Below are 19,352 nucleotides of genomic sequence, written 5' to 3' on the forward strand. Positions count from 1 at the left end.
TCCGTTTTGCCGTCGATTCCGGATTCTCGATTTTGCGATAAAATCCTAAGGCTCGTCCGCGAGAATATGGTCGAAATAGTCGTCCGGCTCGGCAACGTCGGTCTCGCTGGCGCTGACTCGGCCGCGCATCGAGATGCCTGCCTCGTGCACGGTCTCGTCGCTTCCAGACACCAGCCTGTGCCACCAATAGAGATCGCGGCCCTCGGCGACCAGCCGGTAAGCGCAAGTCTTGGGCAGCCAGCTGATGGTGCGCACATTCTGCGGCGTCAGCCCGACACAATCCGGAACACGCGCCAGCCGGTTGGCATAGTCGGAGCAGCGGCAGCTTCCAGCGTCGAACAGCCGGCACCCGACGCTGGTCCAGTAGATTTCTCCGGTGTCCTCGTCTTCGAGTTTGGACAGGCAGCATTTGCCGCAGCCGTCGCAGAGTGATTCCCACTCGGCCGGGGTCATCGCCTCGAGCGTCTTGGTCTTCCAGAACGGCTTGTCCATTGTCGGCATGTGGCCCTCGGACGCCTCAAGGTCAAGCACGGCAACCCTTGCGCCTCGTCCGAACGATACGCCAGGAACATACGAATGACACGAAGTCGCCTTCAAAACGCCGGTCAATCGCCCTGTGCCACCGCTAAGACCTACAAACAGGAACCAAACATGGTTACTGAAAGTTTGGGCACGGATGGGACGCCACAAGGAGTGTTTATGATGAAACGCCAACCACGGATTCTGGCAGGCACGGCGCTTGGCCTGTTGATGGCGTCCGCGCCGTTAGGCGCGTTCCCGCTGCAAGGCAATACCGCATTCGGCCCCGCCCAAAACAGCGCAATGTTTATCCCGGCGCAGTCGAATTGTGCCGAGGGCGAATCGGCCGAAGCCTGCGCTCAGGGCGGAAAGTCAGAGCCGGAACAGAAGCCCGGCAAGAGGCGCGACCGGCAAAAGCAAACCGAAGCGGCGCCCGCCGAACAATCGAGCGAGCCCGAGCAGAAGCCGCGCAGGAACAAGCGCGAGCAGCAAAAACAGAGTGAATCCGCGCCTGCCGAACAGCTCGCCCCTTCCGGCGAAGAGCAGCAAGGAAATCAACGAAGGAAGAAGAGGCAGCAGCAGATCGAAGCCGCTCCGGCTGACCAGCAGGCCGCGCCTGCGAACGACGATCAACAGCAACTCAAACCGCGCAGGAAGAAGCGCGACCAGCAGCAGGAAGCTGCACCTGCTGAGCAACCCGCCAGGCAGGTTGCGCCCGCGAACGACGATCAGCAGCAGCTCAAGCCGCGGAGAAAGAAGCGCGACCAGCAACAGCAGGAGGCCGCGCCTGCCGAACAGCCGGCCGAGCAGGCTGCACCCGCGAACGACAACAACGAGCAAGTCAATCCGCGCAAGAAGAAGAACAAGCAAGACCAGCAGATCGAGGCGGCACCGGCCGAACAGGCGCCGCGCAAGAAGGAACGCCCCGCCGGTGAGCCTCTCCCACAGGCCGAGCCACTTCCAACCGAGAAGCAAGCGGCTCCTGCTCGAGGCGAACAGCCCGAGAACCAGGCGAAAAAGCGTGGCAAGAAGCCCGTTGTGGAAGAGCCGGTGACCGGCGAACAGCAGCCCGCAACCGGTGAGCAGCCCACGACGACGGGCGAACAGGCAGCACCCGCCGAGGGTGGGCTCCCTGCTCAGGGCGAAGCCGCCGCCAACCCGAACGAGGCGCCCATACTGGACAGCCAGAAGGATGTCTTGCGCAAGCGCAAGGGCGGCAAGGAGCGCGGCCAAAATGCCGGTAAGCAGCAGGGCAACCAGCCAGCCCAGCAGGGCGAGAACCAGGTGGAAGCCCCGAAGCCTGCTCCGATCGAGGAGGGACCGCCACCTACCGACGACAAGGCAGCCCAGCAGGAGATCAAGCCTGAAAAGATCGTTCCGGTGACCGAGGAAAAAGGCAAGCGCGTCGAGCGTGCGCCCGACATCGAGGATGTTCGCCGCCGTCCGCGCCCGCAGGGCGCCAACGTCGTAAGGGAATTCGGCGACCGCGTCATCCTGCAGTTCAACAACCAGACCTTCGTGGAAAGCAGCGATGCCCCGCGCATGCACCGCGGCGCCAGGAATGTCTATTATGAGGACCTGTCGGGCGATCGCACCCGGGAAATCGTCGAGCGTGACAATGGTGTCCGGATCGTCACTATCCGCAACCGCTACGGCGACGTCATCCAGCGTTCACGCATCGCGCCTGACGGGCGCGAATATGTGCTGAGCTATGTCGACGAGCGCTACTATGACGATGATGCAGACTGGCGCGACCCGGGCGACGACCTGCCGCCGATGCGCCTTGCCATTCCGCAAGAGGAGTACATTCTGGATTCCGAAGAGGTCGAGGATCCGGACGACTATTACACCTTCCTCGAACGGCCGCCGGTGGAGAGGGTCCAGCGCCTCTATTCGGTCGACGAGGTCAAGCGCTCAGCCCGCGTGCGTGACATCGCCCGCCGGATCGACCTCGATACGCTCAACTTCGAGTTCGGTTCGGCTTCGATTTCCGACACCGAGGTCCAGAAGCTGGAGGGTGTTGCCAACGCTATGGAGAAGCTGCTCAAGAAAAACCCGGCCGAGACCTTCCTGATCGAAGGCCATACCGATGCAGTCGGCACGCCGGAAGCGAACCTCGCTCTGTCCGACCGCCGCGCCGAGGCGGTCGCCGAAGCCTTGACCAACGCCTTTGGCATCCCGCCGGAGAACCTGACGACGCAGGGTTATGGCGAGGAGTATCTCAAGGTAAACACGTCGGGACCCAATCGCGAGAACCGGCGCGTCGCCATCCGCCGGATTACCCCCCTAGTGGCGCCGGTGGCCAGCGCCCAATAAACCGCAATGTGAACCGCGCGATTTGATCAACCATTGAGTCGCGCGGTCATCAATCTTGAAACGCGCGGCTACCAATCCCAAATTCTGGACAGGGCTTCCCTGCCCTGTCCCGACTCCAGCGGGACACGCGAGCCCCGCCGGTCCCCTCCCGGCGGGGTTTCGTTTTTTTAGGACCTTGCAAACCGCCGCAGCCTGCCCGAAATACGGCGCTCCGCAAAGAAGCCCGGAACCGTCACATGAAGCGCATCGAACTTGCCATCGAATCGATCATTCTCGCCTCGCGCTGGCTGCTGGTCGCCTTCTATCTCGGACTGGGCGCGGCACTTGCCATCTATGCCGTGTCCTTCGGCAAGAAGCTGTTCGAGTTCGTTCCTGTCGCCTTCACGCTCGATGACACCGACACCATCCTGAAAATGCTCGGCCTCATCGATGCCGCGCTGGTCGCCTCACTGGTGGTGATGGTGATCATCTCGGGCTACGAAAACTTCGTCAGCCGCTTCGATGAAAATGACGGCAAGGTGCATTGGCTGGGCACGATCGATGTCGGCTCGCTGAAGGTCAAGGTCGCCTCGACAATCGTAGCGATCTCCTCGATCCACCTCTTGCAGGTGTTCCTGAACTCGGTCTCCTACACGACCGACCAGCTGATGTGGCTGACCATCATTCATCTGGCCTTCGTCGCCTCGGCATTCATGCTTGCTTATATCGACCGGCTGATGGGCCTGGGCAAAGCCAAGAAAGCCGGGGAGTGAGCATGCGTCTGTGCCGGTCTTTTGAGGATACTTCTGTAGGTAGATACTTCCGTCAGTAGATAGCTTTGATTTTGGTATCAGTCCGCCCGAACACCTCGTCCGGCACAAAAAAGTCGCCGGCGAGCGGGCCTGTCGCGCCCGGCGCATAGGTCGAGAAATCGCTGACGCCCTCGGCACGCAGCACTTCTTCGTCGATGTAGAAATTGCCGGTCGCCTCGCGCGACGGCCTGACCAGGATGGCGTATGCCGCATCGGCCATGATGTCGGGCGAACGGCTCATCGCTGCCACCGTCGCTCCGCCCAAGAGGTTGCGCACCGCCGCCGTGTTGATGGTAGAGATCGGCCATAGCGAATTGACCGCGATGCCATCCCTGGCGAACTCGGCGCTCATGCCCAGCGTGCACATCGACATGCCGAACTTCGCCATCGTGTAGGCGACATGGTTCTTGAACCATTTGGCCTTCATGTCGAGCGGCGGTGCCAGATTCAAAATGTGAGGATTTTCCGCCAACCTTAAGTATGGAATGCACATTTTGGAGACGAGAAAAGTGCCGCGCGTATTGATCTGGTGCATCAGGTCGTAGCGTTTCATGTCGGTCTCCAGCGTGCCGGTGAGTTGGATGGCGCTGGCATTGTTGATACAAATATCGATGCCGCCGAACCTCTCCACGGTCTTGGCGACGGCTTCGGCGACCTGCGCTTCATCACGGATGTCGCACGGCGCTGGCAGCCCCTTGCCGCCGGCCTGCTCGATCTCTTGCGCCGCCGTGTAGATCGTCCCCGGCAGCTTCGGATGCGGCTCGGCGGTCTTGGCCGCGATCGTCACGTTGGCGCCGTCGCGCGCCGCGCGCAACGCAATCGCCAGTCCGATGCCGCGCGACCCGCCGGAGATGAATAGCGTCTTTCCCTTGAGCGACATCGTTGCGTCTCCTTGTGCTACGCTCTTTTCCGCTATCTTTTCTCTTTGCGATCCTTGCCCGCACCAACGACGGATACAAGGGCCTGCGGCCGTAACGGTGTGACGCCACGGAGGGTTGTGGATTTCGTGAGACGCGTTGAATCGCCGAGCAAAATTGTTATATTCTACCTAAACAGGAAGAATATATAAGTGGCTTTGTCTATCAAGAATACCAAGGTCGAGCAATTGGCGCGTGAGCTCGCCCGCCGCCGCCGGGTATCGGTGACGGAGGCCATCCGTCAAAGCCTTGAGCGGGAAGTTGCGCGCGAACGGCTTGTGCCCCGCGAGGAGACCGGTGATCTCTTTCAACGTCTGATGGCCATTGCCGAACGGGCCGCACGAATACCGGAGCGCGAAGACGCGATGAGCGAAGATGAAATTCTCGGTTACGATGAGCTGGGCATCCCGACGCGATGATCATCGATTCCTCGGCGCTGGTCGCCATCTTGCGCGCGGAACCGGGCTACGATCGATTCGTTTTGGCAATCGCCCAGGCTGAAAGACGTTTGCTTGCGGCACCGACATTGCTCGAAACGACAATGGTGCTTGTCGGTCGCTGGCAGGATCAGATTATCGATCGTTTCGAAGCCTTTTTGCGCACTGCCTCGATCGAAACGATACCCTTCACGGCCGACCACGCCGCTGTCGCCCGTCAGGCTTTCCTGCGCTACGGCAAAGGCCGGCATCCTGCCGCTCTGAACTTCGGCGACTGCATTGCTTATGCTACGGCCCGTCTCGAAGCCATGCCATTGCTGTTCAAGGGTGACGACTTCCGGCTGACCGACATCGAACCGGCCCTTTGATCCACGTTAGACCAGCACCAAGCCTTGCCGCATGGCGATGGCGATCGCATCGGTGCGGTTGACGGCACCGAGCTTGGTCAAGATAGCCGCGACGTGGAACTTCGCCGTGTGCACGGAGATGTCCAGTCGTCGCGCGATAACCTTGTTGGGCGCGCCTTCGGCCAGCAGCGCCAGCACCTCGCTTTCGCGCGGCGAAAGCGTCGGCCGGACGATATGCTCGTCAGTTGGTTCTTCCTCGAACCGGCCGCTGTCGTGGAAGGTCAAATCGTGATGCAGATCGGATAGAGCATGGCTGTCGCGCGAAATCCGGTAGCCCGCCGCCGCCAGCCGCGCGGCGGCGGCGATCAGCAACTCGTCCGCTTGCACCGGCAGCACGGCAAACACTGTATCGGCCGGCCGTTCACGGGCCGCTCGCGATAATAGCAGCACGCGAGGCATAGCCGCGTCGAAGAGACCGCCTTGTACTCCATGGTCATCGACGATGGCGACATCCGCCGCCCCGTGCCCGTCGACATCGCCCGCCAGAACCGGCCGCAGATCATCGGTCGCGGCGAGAGCCGCGGACAGACTTCGTGCGCGCTCGGCGTCAGCGAGCGCGATCAGCACCGTCAGCCGTCTGCCAGCGACCTCACCGCTTACCATCTATCCCTCAGCTCAGTGGTTTTTCACCGATGGTCAGGGAAACCTCACGATTCTCGCCGCCGCGCACCACGCCGAGTGTCACCAGGGCACCGGCACTGTCTGGCCCGAGCTTGCGGATCAGCTCGCGCGGGCCATGCACCGCCTCTGCGTTCCACGACACGATGATGTCGCCGAGGCTGAGACCGGCTGCTTTCGCCGGGCCGTTATCGTCCAGGCTCATCACCATGGCGCCCTGTGTATCACCATTGCGGACCGGATGCAGGCCGGCGCCAAGATAGCCGCGCGCCACATGACCCTTCTCGCGCAGTGTCGTGACTGCCCGTTCGATCGTTTCGTAAGGCATGACCAGTGCCCGCCGGCGTGGCCCGAACAGCAGCATGCCGATCAGTCCGCCCTTGGCGTCGAGCACAGGGCCGCCCTCGAAACGGCCGCCGGCATTGACGGCAAGGTTGATGCGCCGGTCGATCGTGCCGCCCCGCATCGAGCGCCAGGCCGGACCGACCTCGCCGACCGTGCCGCAGGTGGCGAGTGACGTACCGTCACTATTGCCCGCGATGATTGCCAGATTGCCCGGCCGCACCGCCTCCGCCTTTACCAATGACGGGGCGCTCGGCGCGCCGGCCGGTTTCAAAACGGCCGTGCCGGTGGACGGGTCGCGGCCGACCAGTTCGGCCTTGACGGCTTGGCCCGAAGAAAACGTCAGCTCGATCTCCTCGCCGGCCTCGACCGCCTCCTCGGCAGTGACGAAATAGCCGTCCCGCCAGTGGAAAGCAGTTGACGTCCGCTGGTGCGTCGCGAAGCTGGCCGTCGCTGGTGCCGCAGCTGCCGCGATGTCGGCAATGGCGTCGGATAACATGCTCAGATTGAAATCGCTCATGATTTGTCTCCTGGGTTCTTCGTGACCCAGATATCGCCCGGCGGGGGTTGGCGGATACTCGCCTGACGGCTAGTTGAGCATTTGACTGGCCATCTGGTCAGGTCGCGGCCGGTCCGGCTGCTCCGCACATATAGGCATTGTTCATCTTGTTCCAAACGGAGTCCTCAGGTGGCCCTGCCCGCTCAGCAATTGCAATATGACGATGCCCTTCTCGATGCCTATTCGGCGACGGTCGCCGATGCCGTCGACCGCATCGGGCCTGCCGTCTGCCGCATCGAGCGCATCGGTGGCCCGGGCGGCCATGGTTCCGGCTTCGTCATCGCGCCGGACGGGCTGGTCGTCACCAACTTCCACGTCGTCGGCGATGCGCGCAGCGTGCGCGTATCAATGCCGGACGGCGCTTCCAGGGAAGGCCGCGTGCTCGGCCGCGACCCCGACACCGACATTGCGCTGGTGCGCGCCGACGGTGACTTTGCCGACGTTGCGCCGCTCGGCGATTCCAAGCGTTTGAGGCGCGGCCAGATTGCAATTGCCATCGGCAACCCGCTCGGCTTCGAATGGACCGTCACCACTGGCGTCGTCTCGGCACTCGGCCGCTCGATGCGTGCCTCCACCGGCCGGCTGATCGACGACGTCATCCAGACCGACGCCGCGCTCAACCCCGGCAATTCCGGCGGACCACTGGTGTCCTCGGCCGGCGAGGTGATAGGCGTTAACACCGCGATGATCCATGGTGCGCAAGGCATCGCCTTCGCGGTTGCCTCCAACACGGCCAATTTCGTCATCTCGGAAATCATCCGCTTCGGCCGCGTGCGCCGTGCCTTCATCGGCGTTTCAGCCGACACCACCAACCTGCCGCGCCGCGCAGCCCTTTTGTCGCAAGTATCGAGCCGCACGGCGGTGCGCCTGCGCACCGTCGAAAAGAACAGCCCGTCGGACAAGGCCGGCCTCAGGGAAGGCGACATCATTGCCGCCATCGACGGCCGCCCGGTCACCGGTGTCGACGATCTGGTGCGCATGCTCGACGCCGAGCGCATCGGCCACGAGACGCTGTGCACGGTGGTGCGCCGCTCCGGCATTACTCAGGTCACGGTGATGCCAGTGGCGCGAAGCTGAGTGCTCGACCTTGATCCCGAACCGAAGGTCAGCGCAGCAAAAGTGGGAACCGGTTTTTCGGACAACATCATGGTCAAACAAGATAGAGCCCATCCCGAACCTATCGGGATGGGCAGGCTCTATCGCGGCGCATAGATCCGGCCAAGCAGCGACACCAGCAGCGCGGCCAATTCGCCGGTCGGATCGAGATCCGGATCGAAAATGGTCATATCCATTCCGGTGCAGCGCGGATCCGCCACCAGCGCCGTGAGAATGTCGACGAGATCGTCAGGATCGATGCCGGGGCTGCCCGGTGAATCCACTGCCGGCATCACTGTCTGATCGAGCGCATCGACGTCAAAATGCACCCAGTGGGGCCAGCCGGTTCGCGCCAACGTGCTCCAGGTCTTGTCCAGGACCTTCGCCGCGCCAAGCTCGCGCACGGCAAAGACGTCGATCAACGTCATCGCGGTCGAATGGATGTCCGGCCAGGCGAAGTTGGCGTTGCGGTTCTCGCGTTCGCCGATCTGTATCACCTGTTCGTCCGCGACAAGCGGTCTTGCGATGCCGGGCCAGTCGGTCAGCAACGGCTCACCACGTCCGGTTGCGAGCGCAAGGTCCATGCCGGCGGCCGAGCCGAGCGAGGCGTTGACGTCGTAATTGCCCGGATGGCGGAAATCGCTGTGGCCATCGACATGGACCAGCGCAACCGGACCAGATCGCCGTGCTGCGGCCAGCGCGCCAAGCAGGACAGCGCAGTCGCCGCCCACAACCAGCGGAAACTCGCCTCGTCCCAGCGCGCCGGCAACGATTTCGGCGAGTGCGAGATTGAAGCTGCGTATGGCGTTGCCGTTGCGCAGCCGGGTGCCCGGCTGTGGCTCGGTGCTATAGGCGGGCCGATCAAGATCAACCACTTTGGCGGGCGAAAGCATCTCGACCAAGCCGGCTTCGGTAAGCGCCTGCGGCGCGCGCCAGGTCCCCGGAATATGCCCCGGCCGGAGCGGGCGGAGGCCAAGGTTGGAGGGTGCGCGGACAAGGCAGATTTCACGCATGGAGAAGGCCCAGGGTTGATTAACCCCAAAGCATAAACCGCAAAGGCGTGACCGGCCACGCGGCTAAAGCCCTCACGTCGCGTCTGCGGACAGTTCCTGCCAGCGGCCGCTGTCTCGCTCAGCCCGCCGCGCCATCGGCATATTGCGCTAGGAATTCCGGGCTCGGCGGGATCGGCTTGATCACGTCGATCAGCACGCCGTTGGGATCCCTGGTGATAAAGTGGCGCTGGCCGAAGGGTTCGTCGCACAGCGTTCGCAGGATCGGTAGCCCGGCGGCGGTGATCCGCTCATAGACGGCATCCGCATCCCTGACCTCGAAATTGATCAGCAGGCCGGAGGTGCGGCCCCGCCCCTCCTTCGGGATCGTCTCATGATCGCCCTGGACGATGCCGAGGTTGACGCGACGATCTTCTGCCGAGCGCAGATGGACGTACCAGTCGGCCTCGAACAGCGGCTTGAAGCCGAAATGCGCGATATAAAAGGCTGCAGTGCCGGCAACATCGCCCGTCATCAGCACCGGATAATAGCTCGTCGTCCTCATCTTTCCTTCTCCCGGCGAATAACATACAGTCTGCATGTAAATTGAACTAACATACAGGCTGCATGCATGCAACAGGGATTCGCTCGTCGCTCCAATCGTGATCGCACCGAGGCGACACGCGCCGAGCTCATCGCCGCAGCGCGAAAACTGTTCACCGAAAAGTCCTATGCCGAGACCAGCACACCCGAGATCGTCGCCGCTGCTGGCGTAACGCGCGGCGCGCTCTATCATCACTTTGCCGACAAGCAGGCGCTGTTTGCCGCTGTGGTCGAACAGGAGGCGCAAGCCATCGCGGAAGAGATCGAACGCGCGTCGCCGCCTTCGCTATTTGCCCACGATGCGCTGATTGCCGGCTCGGATGCCTATCTGGCTGCCATGCGTGCCCCCGGCCGCACCCGACTCTTGCTGCTTGATGGCCCGGCCGTGCTCGGCCGCGCCGCCATGGATGCGATCGACAATCGCCATGGCAACCGTTCGCTGCGCGAGGGCCTTATCGCCGCGATGCGGTCGCACTCCACGAAGAGATTGCCTGTGGAAGCACTGACCGCTTTGCTCGCCGCTGCCTTCGACCGCGCAGCGCTCGCCATTGAAGCTGGAGCTTCGATCGAGGATTACCGCGCCGTTCTCATGGCCCTGATCGACGGCCTGTCTCGGGCTCCTTCGCAGGCATCTCACCCGGCTCGAACTCGTTGAAACAGCCGAGCTGGCGCTTGAACTGGTCGATCAGCCAGGCGGCCGCCGGTTTCGGGCTGCGATCGGCGCGATGCATGGCATAGAGCGGCGAGCGGACTTCGCTGTAAGGCTCGAGATCGAGTTCGACGAGCCGGCCGTTCGCCAGATCATCGGCAATCAGCCATCGCGGCAGCCCGCCCCAGCCCAGCCCCTCGCGCATCAGCACGTGCTTGGTGCGCACATCCGTCAGCCGCCAGGTGCGGTAGGCGAAGACGCCATAGTCACGCCCGCGCGTACGCTCGGATTGGTCCGAGACGACCAGTTGGATGTGTTCGCGGACATCCTCTAGCGCCACTGGTCTCGGCAGCAGCGCCAGCGGGTGTTCAGGCGCTGCAGCTGGCACCAGGGAGATGAAGCCGATGCGAAGCAGATTCACGTCCGTCTCACCCAGAAGCCCCCCGATGCCGAGATCGGCCTGTCCGCCGACAACATGATCGAGGATCAGGCCAAGCGAGCCGATATGCAGACGCAGCGTCACTGCCGGGAACTGCGCCTCGAATGCCTTTAGCACCCGAACCAGCACCGGCGACGGTAGTGTCACGTCGACCGACAGCGTAACTTCCGCCTCCAATCCCTGCCGGTATCCGTCGACACGCGAGCGGATGCGTTGCAGCACGCCGACCATGCGTCGCGCATCTTCCAGCGTCGCCTTGCCGACATCGGTCAGTTGCGGTTCACGCGTGCCCTCGCGCTCGAACAGCTTCAGCCCGAGCTGCGCTTCGAGGTTGGCGATAGCGTAGCTGATCACCGATTGCGCGCGATTCAATTTGCGCCCGGCGGCCGAGAAGCTGCCGGTCTCGGCCACCGCAACCAGTATCTGCAGTTGGTCAAGCGTCGGGTTCGGTTGCATCGTTCAATCCACAATTTAGATGGATCATATAAAAAATATACCAGTTTTTCAAATGGGTCTGCGCACACATATTTGCCGGGAGATTTTAAGTCCAACCCTGGAGACCCATCATGTCGATCCTTCTTGTCACATCCAGCCCACGCGGCGCCGCCTCGCACTCGACCCGCATCGCCACCGAACTCGCCGAGAAGCTGCTTGCCGCCAATCCCTCGGCCAGGCTTGTCGCCCGCGACCTCGTAGCCAACCCGCTGCCGCATATCGACCCCGACTATTCGACCGGCATATATATGCCGGTCGAAGCGCGCAGCCAGCGCCAGGCTGAGGTCGTCGGCGTTTCCGACACGGTACTGGACGAGCTGTTTGCGGCCGACACCGTCATTCTCGCCACCGGCTTCATCAACTTCAACATCTCCTCGACGCTGAAGTCCTGGGTCGATCACATTGCCCGTTCCGGCAAGAGCTTTGCTTATGGCGAGAACGGCCCCAAGGGCCTCGTCACCGGCAAGAAGGTCTATATCGTACTGGCTTCGGGCGGCATCTATTCCGAAGGTGCGGCCGTGCAGTTCGATCACGCCATTCCCTACCTGCGCAGCGTACTCGGCTTTCTCGGCATGAACGATGTCGAGGTCATCCGCATCGAAGGAGTCGGGATGGGCGCCGATGCGGTAGCAGCAGCGCTGGCCAAGGCCTCGGCCAAGGTCGACGCCATTGTGGCCGCGACCGGCAATGCCGAGCGCGTCGCCACCGCGGCGTAAAGCGTCAGCATAATCTGAATTGTACAAGGGCAGGCGCCCGGCGCCTGCCCTTGTTTTCGTTGGCGACAACCTATTGTGGTGGGCCACACAACTGCCATTGGTTATTCGTCAGCCGTGGCAAGAAGGGGCTCATCCAGCCGGCGCTGAAGGTCCGCGGCCCGGAATATTGCCCATCATCTATGGTCCCGAATATGACGCGCCCGACAATCTCGTCCGCCTCCGAGAACGCGGCCTGGCCGGCAAGCGCAGCCTGACGCTCCGGGAGTTCGCGCTCGGTCACGAAGCACTGACGCGATTTGTCGCCAAGCAGCCGCTACGCCGGGTTCACGAGTGTGTCTTCGCCGTGCTGGCGTTGGAAAGCGGGCCAATCGACCCAAGGCTGTCGTAGCCGATCTACCCGAAGATCTTTTCGCCTTGCTCGTCGACCAGTTGGATGCCCTTTTTGATCGAGATGTCGACAGCGTCGTCAAGCCCGGCAAAGCGGTCGGCGCGGATGAATTTGTGCTCCTTCATCACGCCGTCGATCTCCTTCGAAACCACGCCGCAGGTCTGGTACTGGCCCTCCGCCTTGTAGGGCGTGGCGCTGATTAAAAATCCCTTGTGCTCGATCTGCTTTGCCGGCGCCGCTGTCTTTGGCTCGGCGGCTTCGTTGCCTCCGCCGAAAAGACGCTTCAGAAAAGACATGGGGGTATCCTCCAACGGCAATCATCCTGCACCACATAGCGCGGTGCAGGATGATTTTCAGTACCGGTCCTTGGCCGAGCGGGCAAGGGCCGCAACTGGCTTGGCACTCAGAGGTCAGTCGCGCGACAACGCTTCCAAGGCCTCTGCGGCAGCTTCCAATATGCTGATTGCCTCGGCCTGCTTTGCTTCAGGCGCATCGACGATTTCGCCGAGCGCGGCGCGCAGCCGGTGGCGCACGGCGCGAAACTCGTCGCGCTTTTCCGAGCGGCCGCGGCCGCGCCGGCCACCGTCGCCGTCATCGTTCCAGCCGAACCAGTCGCGCGCCTTTGCCATCTTGCGGCCGAAGCGCTCGAGATGTTCGAGCACGTGGTCGATCATCTCGCGATTTTCGTTGAGGTGCGCCTGCCCAGCCTCGGTGATTGAAAACACCTTCTTGATGCCGTCCGCCGCAGAAACGGCGTAGCCGGCCTCTTCCAGGAAGGTCAGCGTCGGGTAGACCACGCCGGGGCTCGGGCTGTAGAAGCCGCTGGTGCGCTCCTCCAGCGCCTTGATGATGTCGTAGCCGTGCCGCGGCGCCTCGGCCAGAAGCGACAGCGTGATCAGCTTGAGGTCGCCGTCGGCCAGCATGCGCCCGGCGCGGAACATGTCGCCCGGCCCGCCGCGTCCGCCTCTCATGCCATGCCCAAACGGGCCGAAGCCGCCGCCGCGTCCGCCGAACTTGCCGGCCATATGCATGAAAACGCGCTCGGCGTGTTCGCCAAAACGAGGACGCCCGAAATGATTGTCTTTGTGCATTGTTTGCTCCTTAAGTTATGTCTTAAGATATATCTCAACTACGTATTCACAGCGGCGGAGTCAAGATATATCTTACGATGTATCTGAAGATAGCGCCAGCAGGATTGGTTTTCGCCGGCAAGGGCGGTCAGGAAGCGCGCGAGGGGCCGAAGGCCACTCCCCAGGCGTCTAACGTGAAGCAACGCATCCACCCCCGTTCCAGTTACGCCGAAGACCGGCGAATGGATGCAAGGCGACGAACCGGATGCTTCGGCGAAATCCCAGACGAATGTGAAAACCTCGCGCAGAAAGCTGCCTCCGACGCTGCTGCTGGTGCTGCCTGCGGTGCGCCGCATCGTTGGCTGGCTTCGCGACCCCGCGGCTTGATAGCGGGGCATGCGAAACGCTCGGTGCGGGAGGAATGGATACCTGTTACCAGCGGCCTTTGCGCCGGTTCCAGGCATAGAGCAGATCGGCGAAACGATCATAGGCATAGCGCGTCAACGGCAGTGCGGCGGGATTGCCGAACAGCGTCGCCAACCAGCCCTCGCCCGGCGTTATCAGCCACACCGCAACTGCAACATCGGCGCCGACCAGCAATTTGCCACCGGCGTCGGTCGCATGCAGCCGACGCCGGATATCCTCCAGCCTGATGCCGTAGCGGGCCAACGCCGTCGGTTCGGCATTGATGTCGCGAAATTCGATCCGCCCGGCCTTGACCGCCTCGACCAGCCGCCGCTTCTGCCGGCTGATGCCGGCATCACAGACCGGACAGCGCGTATTATACCAGACGGTCAGCAGAGGCTTGCTCATGTTTCGAGACGGCACCAGAGGGACGCGCACCGACTATCCGGCAAACGCCATTGCGCCGCAACGCAACACGACAGCCGCGGAATGGCCGGCTAGGCCTGGAGCGCAACTTACCCGAGCGAGGTGATGATCTCGCGATAGGCATCCTCCGGGAAAGCCTTGAGTGTCCGCGTCCTGACGTTTCCGGCCGTCGCCAGCATCAGCGAGAAACGAGCCAGGACGGCATCGTCGGGCGCTTCGAGCACGGCCACCATGTCGCAATCCCCCATGGTAAGATAAAATGCCTTGAAGGACCCGCCCATGTCTCCCAGCAGCTTCTTGGCGGCATCGAGCCGCTTCGGCGATTCGCGCACGTTTTTGGCGCCTTGCTCCGTCCAGTTGATCAGCACGATGTAAGTTGTCATGGCACACCTCCCTCCGGTGCCACGGAGCACGGCGTCCAACCGCCGGGGCGGGCATCCGGGTTTGTCGCCCAGAGAATGCGTCCGTCGCGGAATTATCCTCTCGTAGGGCACGACCCGCAAGAGCGGCGCGTTCAATCGTGATCGCCTGTGCCCAAACGGAAAAGGGCGCCACCGGCGCCCTTGAAACTGCTTATCCGTCACCCGGCCTCAGCTGTCGAGGAAGCTTCTGAGCTTGCGCGACCGGCTCGGGTGCTTGAGCTTGCGCAGCGCCTTGGCTTCAATCTGGCGGATGCGCTCGCGGGTGACCGAGAATTGCTGGCCGACCTCTTCAAGCGTGTGGTCGGTGTTCATGCCGATGCCGAAGCGCATTCTGAGCACGCGCTCTTCGCGCGGCGTCAGCGAGGCCAATACACGCGTCGTCGTCTCGCGCAAATTGGCCTGGATCGCTGCGTCGATCGGCAGGATCGCCATCTTGTCCTCGATGAAGTCGCCCAGATGCGAATCCTCCTCGTCGCCGACCGGCGTTTCGAGCGAGATCGGCTCCTTGGCGATCTTCAGCACCTTGCGCACTTTTTCCAGCGGCATGGCGAGCTTTTCCGCCAGTTCTTCCGGCGTCGGCTCACGGCCGATCTCATGCAGCATCTGGCGCGAGGTGCGCACGATTTTGTTGATCGTTTCGATCATGTGCACCGGAATGCGGATGGTGCGCGCCTGGTCGGCGATAGAACGGGTGATCGCCTGCCGGATCCACCACGTCGCGTAGGTCGAGAACTTGTAGCCGCGGCGGTATTCGAATTTGTCGACCGCCTTCATCAGGCCGATATTGCCCTCCTGGATCAGATCGAGGAACTGCAGGCCGCGATTAGTGTATTTCTTGGCGATGGAAATGACGAGGCGCAGATTGGCCTCCACCATTTCCTTCTTGGCGATCGCGGCTTCGCGCTCGCCCTTCTGCACCTGGTTGACGATCTTGCGGAATTCCTGGATCGAAATCGCCGTCTCGGTGGCGAGGTTCTGGATCTCGGCGCGCAGGTCGCGGATGGCGTCCTTCTCGTTCTTGGTGAATTCCTTCCAGCCGCGCGAAGTCAAATTGCCGATCGAGCGGGTCCAGTTGGGATCGAGCTCCGAGCCCTGATATTCCTTGAGGAATTCCTCGCGGCGCACACCATAGCTTTCGGCCAGCCTGAGCAGCTTGCCTTCGTTCTGCACCAGGCGCTTGTTGATGTCGTAGAGCTGCTCGACCAGCGCCTCGATGCGCGCCGTGTTCAAGGACAGCGACTTCACCGCCTTGATCAGTTGGTCCTTCAATTCCTTCAGCCGGCGGTCCTGACTGGGCGACAGCGTGCCGGCGGCGGCCAGCCGGTTCTCGACCTGCTGGTCCTGCAGCTTGCGCAGTTTTTTGTAGGTGTCGGCAATGACGTCGAGCGTCTCCATCACCTGCGGGCGCAGTTCCGCTTCCATCGCCGCAAGCGACAGGCTCGCCTCGTCATCGTCTTCCTCGTCATCGTCCACCAGGCCACGGGTGTCGCCGCCGACATTGGTGATGTCGTCCTCGTCCTCGCGCGAACGGCGCGACTTTTCCTCGGTCTTGGCTTCCTCGATACGCTCGACAACCGGCGCCTGCTTGGCCTCCGGCCCGGCATAGGTCGCCTCGAGGTCGATGATCTCGCGCAGCAGGATCTTCGATTCGTTGAGCTCGTCACGCCAGATGATGATGGCCTGGAAGGTCAGCGGGCTTTCGCACAGGCCCGCGATCATCGTCTCGCGGCCGGCCTCGATGCGCTTGGCGATCGCGATTTCGCCCTCGCGCGACAGAAGCTCGACTGAGCCCATCTCGCGCAGATACATGCGGACCGGATCGTCGGTGCGGTCGGTCGGCTCTTTCTTGGTCGTGGTGGCGGCGACGGCGGTGCCGGTCTGCTCGGCGAGTTCGTTCGCGTCTTCCTCGGCGTCAGCGGCAGTATCGGCGGCTTCGGGCTCCTCGCCCTGCTCGTCGTCCTCGACCACGTTGATGCCCATGTCGGAAAGCATGGCCATCGTGTCCTCGATCTGCTCGGAGGTCACTTCCTCCGAGGGCAGCACCGAATTCAGCTCGTCCATGGTGACATAGCCGCGCTTCTTGGCGGCCTTGATCATCTTCTTGACAGCATCGTCGGAAAGGTCGAGCAGAGGGCCATCGGTCGCGGCCTCGCGTTCGGTCTCGACTTCTTCCTTTTCCTTTGTCGCCATAGTCTTTATTTTCTCCAAGCGGCTGAGTATCAAAGCCGCGTAAGCTGCCGGTCCGGTCAAATTGGATGCGCTCCTTCCAGAACGCGCTTTACCGGGCCAGTAACTGCATCTCTCGTTAAGTCCAGATTAACCCTGATATCTGTGGCAAGCAGACTGCCTGTCCAGTGATCAGTACCTTACATCGCTGCATTCCCGTCGATGCCGGGGCGGGTTAACGTTTCGAATCGACCTGATTCCGCCATTCTGCCGGAAGGTCAAGCGCCTCTCGCATGATTCGCATGAAAAAAGCGAATCAATTACCCGACTTAGAGCACCGCACGCTTGATTCAACGCGCAAGCGCGTCCTTACATTTCAGTCTTCTGGAGGCTTCGATCTAAACGCGCCCAGCTCTGCCCGACGATACGCCAAACCCTTCGATCAGCGCTTCCGTTGCCTGCACATCACGAAATTGCGCCTGGATTTCGACCAGGTGCCGGTAATTTTCGTCCGTGGGATCGCTGGCGAGCGCTGCTTCCGCCTGCTTCAGCTCCTTATGTAAGGTGCGCGCGCTGCGCTGCAAGTGGAGAGCTTGGCGACAATCGCTACGCAGCCAGAAATTGATGCCTGCCAGCCAAGGCCTGGTATTCCTGGTCCAACTCGATTTCTGATTGGGCTCTTGTCTCTTCAATCGTGTCAAGTTGACGCTGCATAGATTCGAAACCGGCCTGATCGAGTTCGTGCGCCACCGATAAGCAATGGTCGCGGAATTGCCGGACCTCAATTTCCAAAAATAGGTGTTCCAACGTCTGCTTGATAGTTTCGTACGGCGGCTCAAAACGCAGCATCGGAAACAGCGACCGCAGTTTATGGCCACGCGTCACTTGATACTCGTAAAAGGTACCATGACGATTTTCGCGAGTCCTGACAGTTTTTTCAGAACCGTGAATAGCCTCAAGGACGAATACAAAGCGTTTATCAATTCTCTCGTATACCGCCGCTACAGTTAAATCACTGAATTCCACGTAGAGCCTATGAAGCTCTTTTGCAAAAAGTTGAAATTCAGCGTTTGAAAATTCAAATTCAGTAAGTTGCTCCACATAGTCCGTTAACAAACCAGGGAACTCAACACACAAGCCAAGCAAAATGCGTTGGATCCTGTTTATTCCAAGCTTATCGAGGGAAATTCGTGCTCTTGCACCCGTATCAGTTGAGAGTCGATGTGAACGACCAAACATTTCATAAAGACGCAGTCGCAGGTGCGAGCGGTAGTACCGCTTGACCGTCGGGTCCCCAATTGTGTCCACGTCAGCGTATAGCTCTGTCTCAGTCCTCGCCATTTGCTCCGGTGAAATGTCAGAGCCTAGCTGTCGACGACGGAGAATGAAAAACTCGTGCAGCGGAATGGCGGAGCCAAGATGCTTGTAAAATGCGTCCCGCCCGTCCGACTTGATGAGATCATCAGGGTCCTTTCCGTCCGGCAATGCAGCGAACTTCAGACTATATCCAGACTTAAGTTTAGGGAAACAAACATCAATCGCACGAAAAGCAGCCCTACTTCCCGCAGCGTCTCCATCAAAACACATGATTGGTTCTGGGCTTATTTTCCAAAGGAGTTCCAACTGATTTTCAGTTAGGGCAGTACCAAGGGGCGCAACCGCGTTATCGATGCCCGCCTGAGCCAGCGAAATTACGTCCATATAACCTTCTACCGCGATTACAGCCCCGCCGCTATTGGTGGCGTTTCGTGCACGCGCAAAATTGTAAAGAAGATTGCCCTTGTGAAAAAGCTCCGTCTCTGGCGAATTCAGATATTTCGCCGAGACTTCTGATGAGAGCGCCCGCCCGCCAAATGCAACCACCCTCCCTCGTGTGTCCTCAATCGGAAAAATGACACGATCACGGAAGCGATCGTAAGACACGGGTATATCTTCGCCAAAAACAACCAGACCACAGGCTTCGATCTGGGATTTTTCAACGCCTTTTCCAGCCAGATATTCCTTCAGCGCATTTCGGCTATCGAGCGCGTATCCGAGCCGAAACTTTTGGATGGTGACAGAAGTCAGACCTCGATCACGGAGATAGGCGCGGGCCTTGGCTCCGGAAGCAGCTTGTAACTGCTCCTGGAAAAACCTTGTAGCAAGTTCCATCACTTCATGAAGCGTCGCACGCTGCTTTTCGCGTTTTTCGGATTCTTGGTCCCGGGCAGGCATCGGCACCCCGGCCATGTCAGCGATCTTCTCGACCGCTTCGGGAAAGCTCATTCCGTCGAGCTCGGTCAAAAACTTGAAATGATCGCCCGAAACCGAGCAGCCGAAGCAGTGATAGCGGCCCTTCTTGTCCTCGCAGTGGAAGGACGGGCTCTTCTCGCCATGGAACGGGCAGCATGCCCAATAATCGCCGCGCGGCGCGTTGGTCTTCTTCCTGTCCCACGCGACGCGCTGGCCGATTACCGATGAAATCGGCACGCGATCGCGTATCTCATCGAGAAATGAATCTGGGAAACGCATCACTTACTCTGGGGCGAGCCGGTCAGGGGTTCGGCAGAATATCACACTTAGGATAAAAAACCTAGGACGTTC

General features: G+C 61.2%; 21 protein-coding genes and 1 pseudogene. 8 read left to right on the plus strand and 14 right to left on the minus strand.

The annotated features are described in order from the left end of the window. Positions 1 to 45: 45 nt before the first annotated feature. Entirely contained in the window at positions 46 to 492 is a 447-nt protein-coding gene (locus NKH50_RS11940; protein WP_352879125.1) for a YcgN family cysteine cluster protein, read from the minus strand. Positions 493 to 702: 210 nt separating this feature from the next. Here NKH50_RS11940 and NKH50_RS11945 point away from each other — a divergent pair, with 210 nt between their 5' ends. Together NKH50_RS11945 and NKH50_RS11950 are read left to right on the plus strand one after the other, a co-directional pair. Then, the gene (locus NKH50_RS11945; protein ID WP_352879127.1) at positions 703 to 2,835 is read left to right on the plus strand and encodes an OmpA family protein; all 2,133 of its coding nucleotides are present in this window, start codon (positions 703 to 705) and stop codon (positions 2,833 to 2,835) included. 236 nt (positions 2,836 to 3,071) lie between these two features. Continuing rightward, a complete protein-coding gene (locus NKH50_RS11950; protein ID WP_254820365.1) occupies positions 3,072 to 3,587 on the plus strand; it encodes a TIGR00645 family protein in 516 nt (171 codons plus the stop codon). Between the two features lie 52 nt (positions 3,588 to 3,639). Here the strand turns inward: NKH50_RS11950 and NKH50_RS11955 are convergent, their stop codons facing one another. Continuing rightward, the gene (locus NKH50_RS11955; RefSeq protein WP_352878878.1) at positions 3,640 to 4,506 is read right to left on the minus strand and encodes an SDR family oxidoreductase; all 867 of its coding nucleotides are present in this window, start codon (positions 4,504 to 4,506) and stop codon (positions 3,640 to 3,642) included. Positions 4,507 to 4,695: 189 nt separating this feature from the next. Between NKH50_RS11955 and NKH50_RS11960 the strand changes: the two genes are divergently transcribed. Further along, positions 4,696 to 4,962 carry a type II toxin-antitoxin system VapB family antitoxin gene (locus tag NKH50_RS11960; protein ID WP_352506777.1) on the plus strand — a complete coding sequence of 89 codons (267 nt, stop codon included), beginning with the start codon at positions 4,696 to 4,698 and terminating at the stop codon, positions 4,960 to 4,962. After that, complete coding sequence (locus NKH50_RS11965; protein WP_352506776.1) at positions 4,959 to 5,348, plus strand: type II toxin-antitoxin system VapC family toxin; 390 nt, start codon at positions 4,959 to 4,961, stop codon at positions 5,346 to 5,348. The genes NKH50_RS11960 and NKH50_RS11965 overlap by 4 nt, the downstream gene beginning before the upstream one ends. A 6-nt stretch (positions 5,349 to 5,354) precedes the next feature. On the opposite strand, the gene NKH50_RS11970 is transcribed toward NKH50_RS11965, so the two are convergent. Then, the gene (locus tag NKH50_RS11970; RefSeq protein WP_352506775.1) at positions 5,355 to 5,990 is read right to left on the minus strand and encodes a helix-turn-helix transcriptional regulator; all 636 of its coding nucleotides are present in this window, start codon (positions 5,988 to 5,990) and stop codon (positions 5,355 to 5,357) included. A gap of 7 nt (positions 5,991 to 5,997) precedes the next feature. After that, positions 5,998 to 6,867, minus strand: a complete 870-nt coding sequence (locus NKH50_RS11975) for a S1C family serine protease (protein ID WP_352506774.1) — start codon at positions 6,865 to 6,867, stop codon at positions 5,998 to 6,000. Positions 6,868 to 7,035: 168 nt separating this feature from the next. On the opposite strand from NKH50_RS11975, the gene NKH50_RS11980 reads away from it, so the two are divergent. Continuing rightward, the gene (locus NKH50_RS11980; RefSeq protein WP_352506773.1) at positions 7,036 to 7,983 is read left to right on the plus strand and encodes a S1C family serine protease; all 948 of its coding nucleotides are present in this window, start codon (positions 7,036 to 7,038) and stop codon (positions 7,981 to 7,983) included. A gap of 119 nt (positions 7,984 to 8,102) precedes the next feature. Here the strand turns inward: NKH50_RS11980 and NKH50_RS11985 are convergent, their stop codons facing one another. Both NKH50_RS11985 and NKH50_RS11990 read right to left on the minus strand, forming a co-directional pair. Further along, on the minus strand, positions 8,103 to 9,014 hold the full coding sequence (locus tag NKH50_RS11985; RefSeq protein ID WP_352477778.1) for an arginase family protein: 912 nt from the start codon (positions 9,012 to 9,014) through the stop codon (positions 8,103 to 8,105). Positions 9,015 to 9,132: 118 nt separating this feature from the next. Next, on the minus strand, positions 9,133 to 9,555 hold the full coding sequence (locus NKH50_RS11990; protein WP_352704230.1) for a VOC family protein: 423 nt from the start codon (positions 9,553 to 9,555) through the stop codon (positions 9,133 to 9,135). A gap of 66 nt (positions 9,556 to 9,621) precedes the next feature. Between NKH50_RS11990 and NKH50_RS11995 the strand changes: the two genes are divergently transcribed. Continuing rightward, positions 9,622 to 10,248 (plus strand): TetR/AcrR family transcriptional regulator, encoded by a 627-nt coding sequence (locus tag NKH50_RS11995; RefSeq protein ID WP_352704228.1) that lies wholly within the window; start codon positions 9,622 to 9,624, stop codon positions 10,246 to 10,248. On the opposite strand, the gene NKH50_RS12000 is transcribed toward NKH50_RS11995, so the two are convergent. Further along, positions 10,181 to 11,137, minus strand: a complete 957-nt coding sequence (locus NKH50_RS12000) for a LysR family transcriptional regulator (protein ID WP_352738983.1) — start codon at positions 11,135 to 11,137, stop codon at positions 10,181 to 10,183. The two genes, NKH50_RS11995 and NKH50_RS12000, sit on opposite strands and share 68 nt — an antisense overlap. A 110-nt stretch (positions 11,138 to 11,247) precedes the next feature. On the opposite strand from NKH50_RS12000, the gene NKH50_RS12005 reads away from it, so the two are divergent. Beyond that, a complete protein-coding gene (locus NKH50_RS12005) occupies positions 11,248 to 11,892 on the plus strand; it encodes an FMN-dependent NADH-azoreductase (RefSeq protein WP_254820355.1) in 645 nt (214 codons plus the stop codon). Positions 11,893 to 12,058: 166 nt separating this feature from the next. Next, a complete protein-coding gene (locus NKH50_RS12010; protein WP_352704224.1) occupies positions 12,059 to 12,280 on the plus strand; it encodes a hypothetical protein in 222 nt (73 codons plus the stop codon). Positions 12,281 to 12,285: 5 nt separating this feature from the next. On the opposite strand, the gene NKH50_RS12015 is transcribed toward NKH50_RS12010, so the two are convergent. From NKH50_RS12015 to dnaG, 7 genes and pseudogenes are all read right to left on the minus strand, one after another. After that, positions 12,286 to 12,576, minus strand: coding sequence for an HlyU family transcriptional regulator (locus NKH50_RS12015; protein ID WP_023678291.1), 291 nt, complete (start codon positions 12,574 to 12,576; stop codon positions 12,286 to 12,288). A 114-nt stretch (positions 12,577 to 12,690) separates the two neighbouring features. After that, a complete protein-coding gene (locus tag NKH50_RS12020; protein WP_352878886.1) occupies positions 12,691 to 13,371 on the minus strand; it encodes a PadR family transcriptional regulator in 681 nt (226 codons plus the stop codon). A 411-nt stretch (positions 13,372 to 13,782) separates the two neighbouring features. Then, positions 13,783 to 14,163 carry a thiol-disulfide oxidoreductase DCC family protein gene (locus tag NKH50_RS12025; RefSeq protein ID WP_352506765.1) on the minus strand — a complete coding sequence of 127 codons (381 nt, stop codon included), beginning with the start codon at positions 14,161 to 14,163 and terminating at the stop codon, positions 13,783 to 13,785. Between the two features lie 107 nt (positions 14,164 to 14,270). Then, a complete protein-coding gene (locus NKH50_RS12030) occupies positions 14,271 to 14,564 on the minus strand; it encodes a GYD domain-containing protein (protein WP_352450720.1) in 294 nt (97 codons plus the stop codon). Between the two features lie 207 nt (positions 14,565 to 14,771). Beyond that, positions 14,772 to 16,793 (minus strand): RNA polymerase sigma factor RpoD, encoded by a 2,022-nt coding sequence (gene rpoD, locus NKH50_RS12035; RefSeq protein WP_023678297.1) that lies wholly within the window; start codon positions 16,791 to 16,793, stop codon positions 14,772 to 14,774. A 374-nt stretch (positions 16,794 to 17,167) separates the two neighbouring features. Beyond that, a pseudogene (locus tag NKH50_RS12040) lies at positions 17,168 to 17,380 on the minus strand (DNA primase); the annotation flags it as partial. Then, positions 17,376 to 19,280, minus strand: coding sequence for a DNA primase (gene dnaG, locus NKH50_RS12045; protein WP_352878890.1), 1,905 nt, complete (start codon positions 19,278 to 19,280; stop codon positions 17,376 to 17,378). The pseudogene NKH50_RS12040 and the gene dnaG, both read right to left, overlap by 5 nt. Positions 19,281 to 19,352 lie beyond the last annotated feature (72 nt).

Origin of the sequence: Mesorhizobium sp. M1027 (assembly GCF_040318745.1) — a bacterium.
Lineage (GTDB): Bacteria > Pseudomonadota > Alphaproteobacteria > Rhizobiales > Rhizobiaceae > Mesorhizobium.

What these genes read in the sequence shown, in the direction of transcription:
- NKH50_RS11990 (WP_352704230.1), bottom strand. Translation starts at nt 9,555, where the DNA reads ATGAGGACGACGAGCTATTATCCGGTGCTGATGACGGGCGATGTTGCC.
- NKH50_RS12000 (WP_352738983.1), bottom strand. Translation starts at nt 11,137, where the DNA reads ATGCAACCGAACCCGACGCTTGACCAACTGCAGATACTGGTTGCGGTG.
- NKH50_RS12020 (WP_352878886.1), bottom strand. Translation starts at nt 13,371, where the DNA reads ATGCACAAAGACAATCATTTCGGGCGTCCTCGTTTTGGCGAACACGCC.
- NKH50_RS11965 (WP_352506776.1), top strand. Translation starts at nt 4,959, where the DNA reads ATGATCATCGATTCCTCGGCGCTGGTCGCCATCTTGCGCGCGGAACCG.
- NKH50_RS11940 (WP_352879125.1), bottom strand. Translation starts at nt 492, where the DNA reads ATGGACAAGCCGTTCTGGAAGACCAAGACGCTCGAGGCGATGACCCCG.
- NKH50_RS12005 (WP_254820355.1), top strand. Translation starts at nt 11,248, where the DNA reads ATGTCGATCCTTCTTGTCACATCCAGCCCACGCGGCGCCGCCTCGCAC.
- NKH50_RS11950 (WP_254820365.1), top strand. Translation starts at nt 3,072, where the DNA reads ATGAAGCGCATCGAACTTGCCATCGAATCGATCATTCTCGCCTCGCGC.
- NKH50_RS12015 (WP_023678291.1), bottom strand. Translation starts at nt 12,576, where the DNA reads ATGTCTTTTCTGAAGCGTCTTTTCGGCGGAGGCAACGAAGCCGCCGAG.
- NKH50_RS11985 (WP_352477778.1), bottom strand. Translation starts at nt 9,014, where the DNA reads ATGCGTGAAATCTGCCTTGTCCGCGCACCCTCCAACCTTGGCCTCCGC.
- NKH50_RS11970 (WP_352506775.1), bottom strand. Translation starts at nt 5,990, where the DNA reads ATGGTAAGCGGTGAGGTCGCTGGCAGACGGCTGACGGTGCTGATCGCG.
- NKH50_RS12030 (WP_352450720.1), bottom strand. Translation starts at nt 14,564, where the DNA reads ATGACAACTTACATCGTGCTGATCAACTGGACGGAGCAAGGCGCCAAA.
- NKH50_RS11955 (WP_352878878.1), bottom strand. Translation starts at nt 4,506, where the DNA reads ATGTCGCTCAAGGGAAAGACGCTATTCATCTCCGGCGGGTCGCGCGGC.
- NKH50_RS11945 (WP_352879127.1), top strand. Translation starts at nt 703, where the DNA reads ATGAAACGCCAACCACGGATTCTGGCAGGCACGGCGCTTGGCCTGTTG.
- dnaG (WP_352878890.1), bottom strand. Translation starts at nt 19,280, where the DNA reads ATGCGTTTCCCAGATTCATTTCTCGATGAGATACGCGATCGCGTGCCG.
- rpoD (WP_023678297.1), bottom strand. Translation starts at nt 16,793, where the DNA reads ATGGCGACAAAGGAAAAGGAAGAAGTCGAGACCGAACGCGAGGCCGCG.
- NKH50_RS12025 (WP_352506765.1), bottom strand. Translation starts at nt 14,163, where the DNA reads ATGAGCAAGCCTCTGCTGACCGTCTGGTATAATACGCGCTGTCCGGTC.
- NKH50_RS11995 (WP_352704228.1), top strand. Translation starts at nt 9,622, where the DNA reads ATGCAACAGGGATTCGCTCGTCGCTCCAATCGTGATCGCACCGAGGCG.
- NKH50_RS11975 (WP_352506774.1), bottom strand. Translation starts at nt 6,867, where the DNA reads ATGAGCGATTTCAATCTGAGCATGTTATCCGACGCCATTGCCGACATC.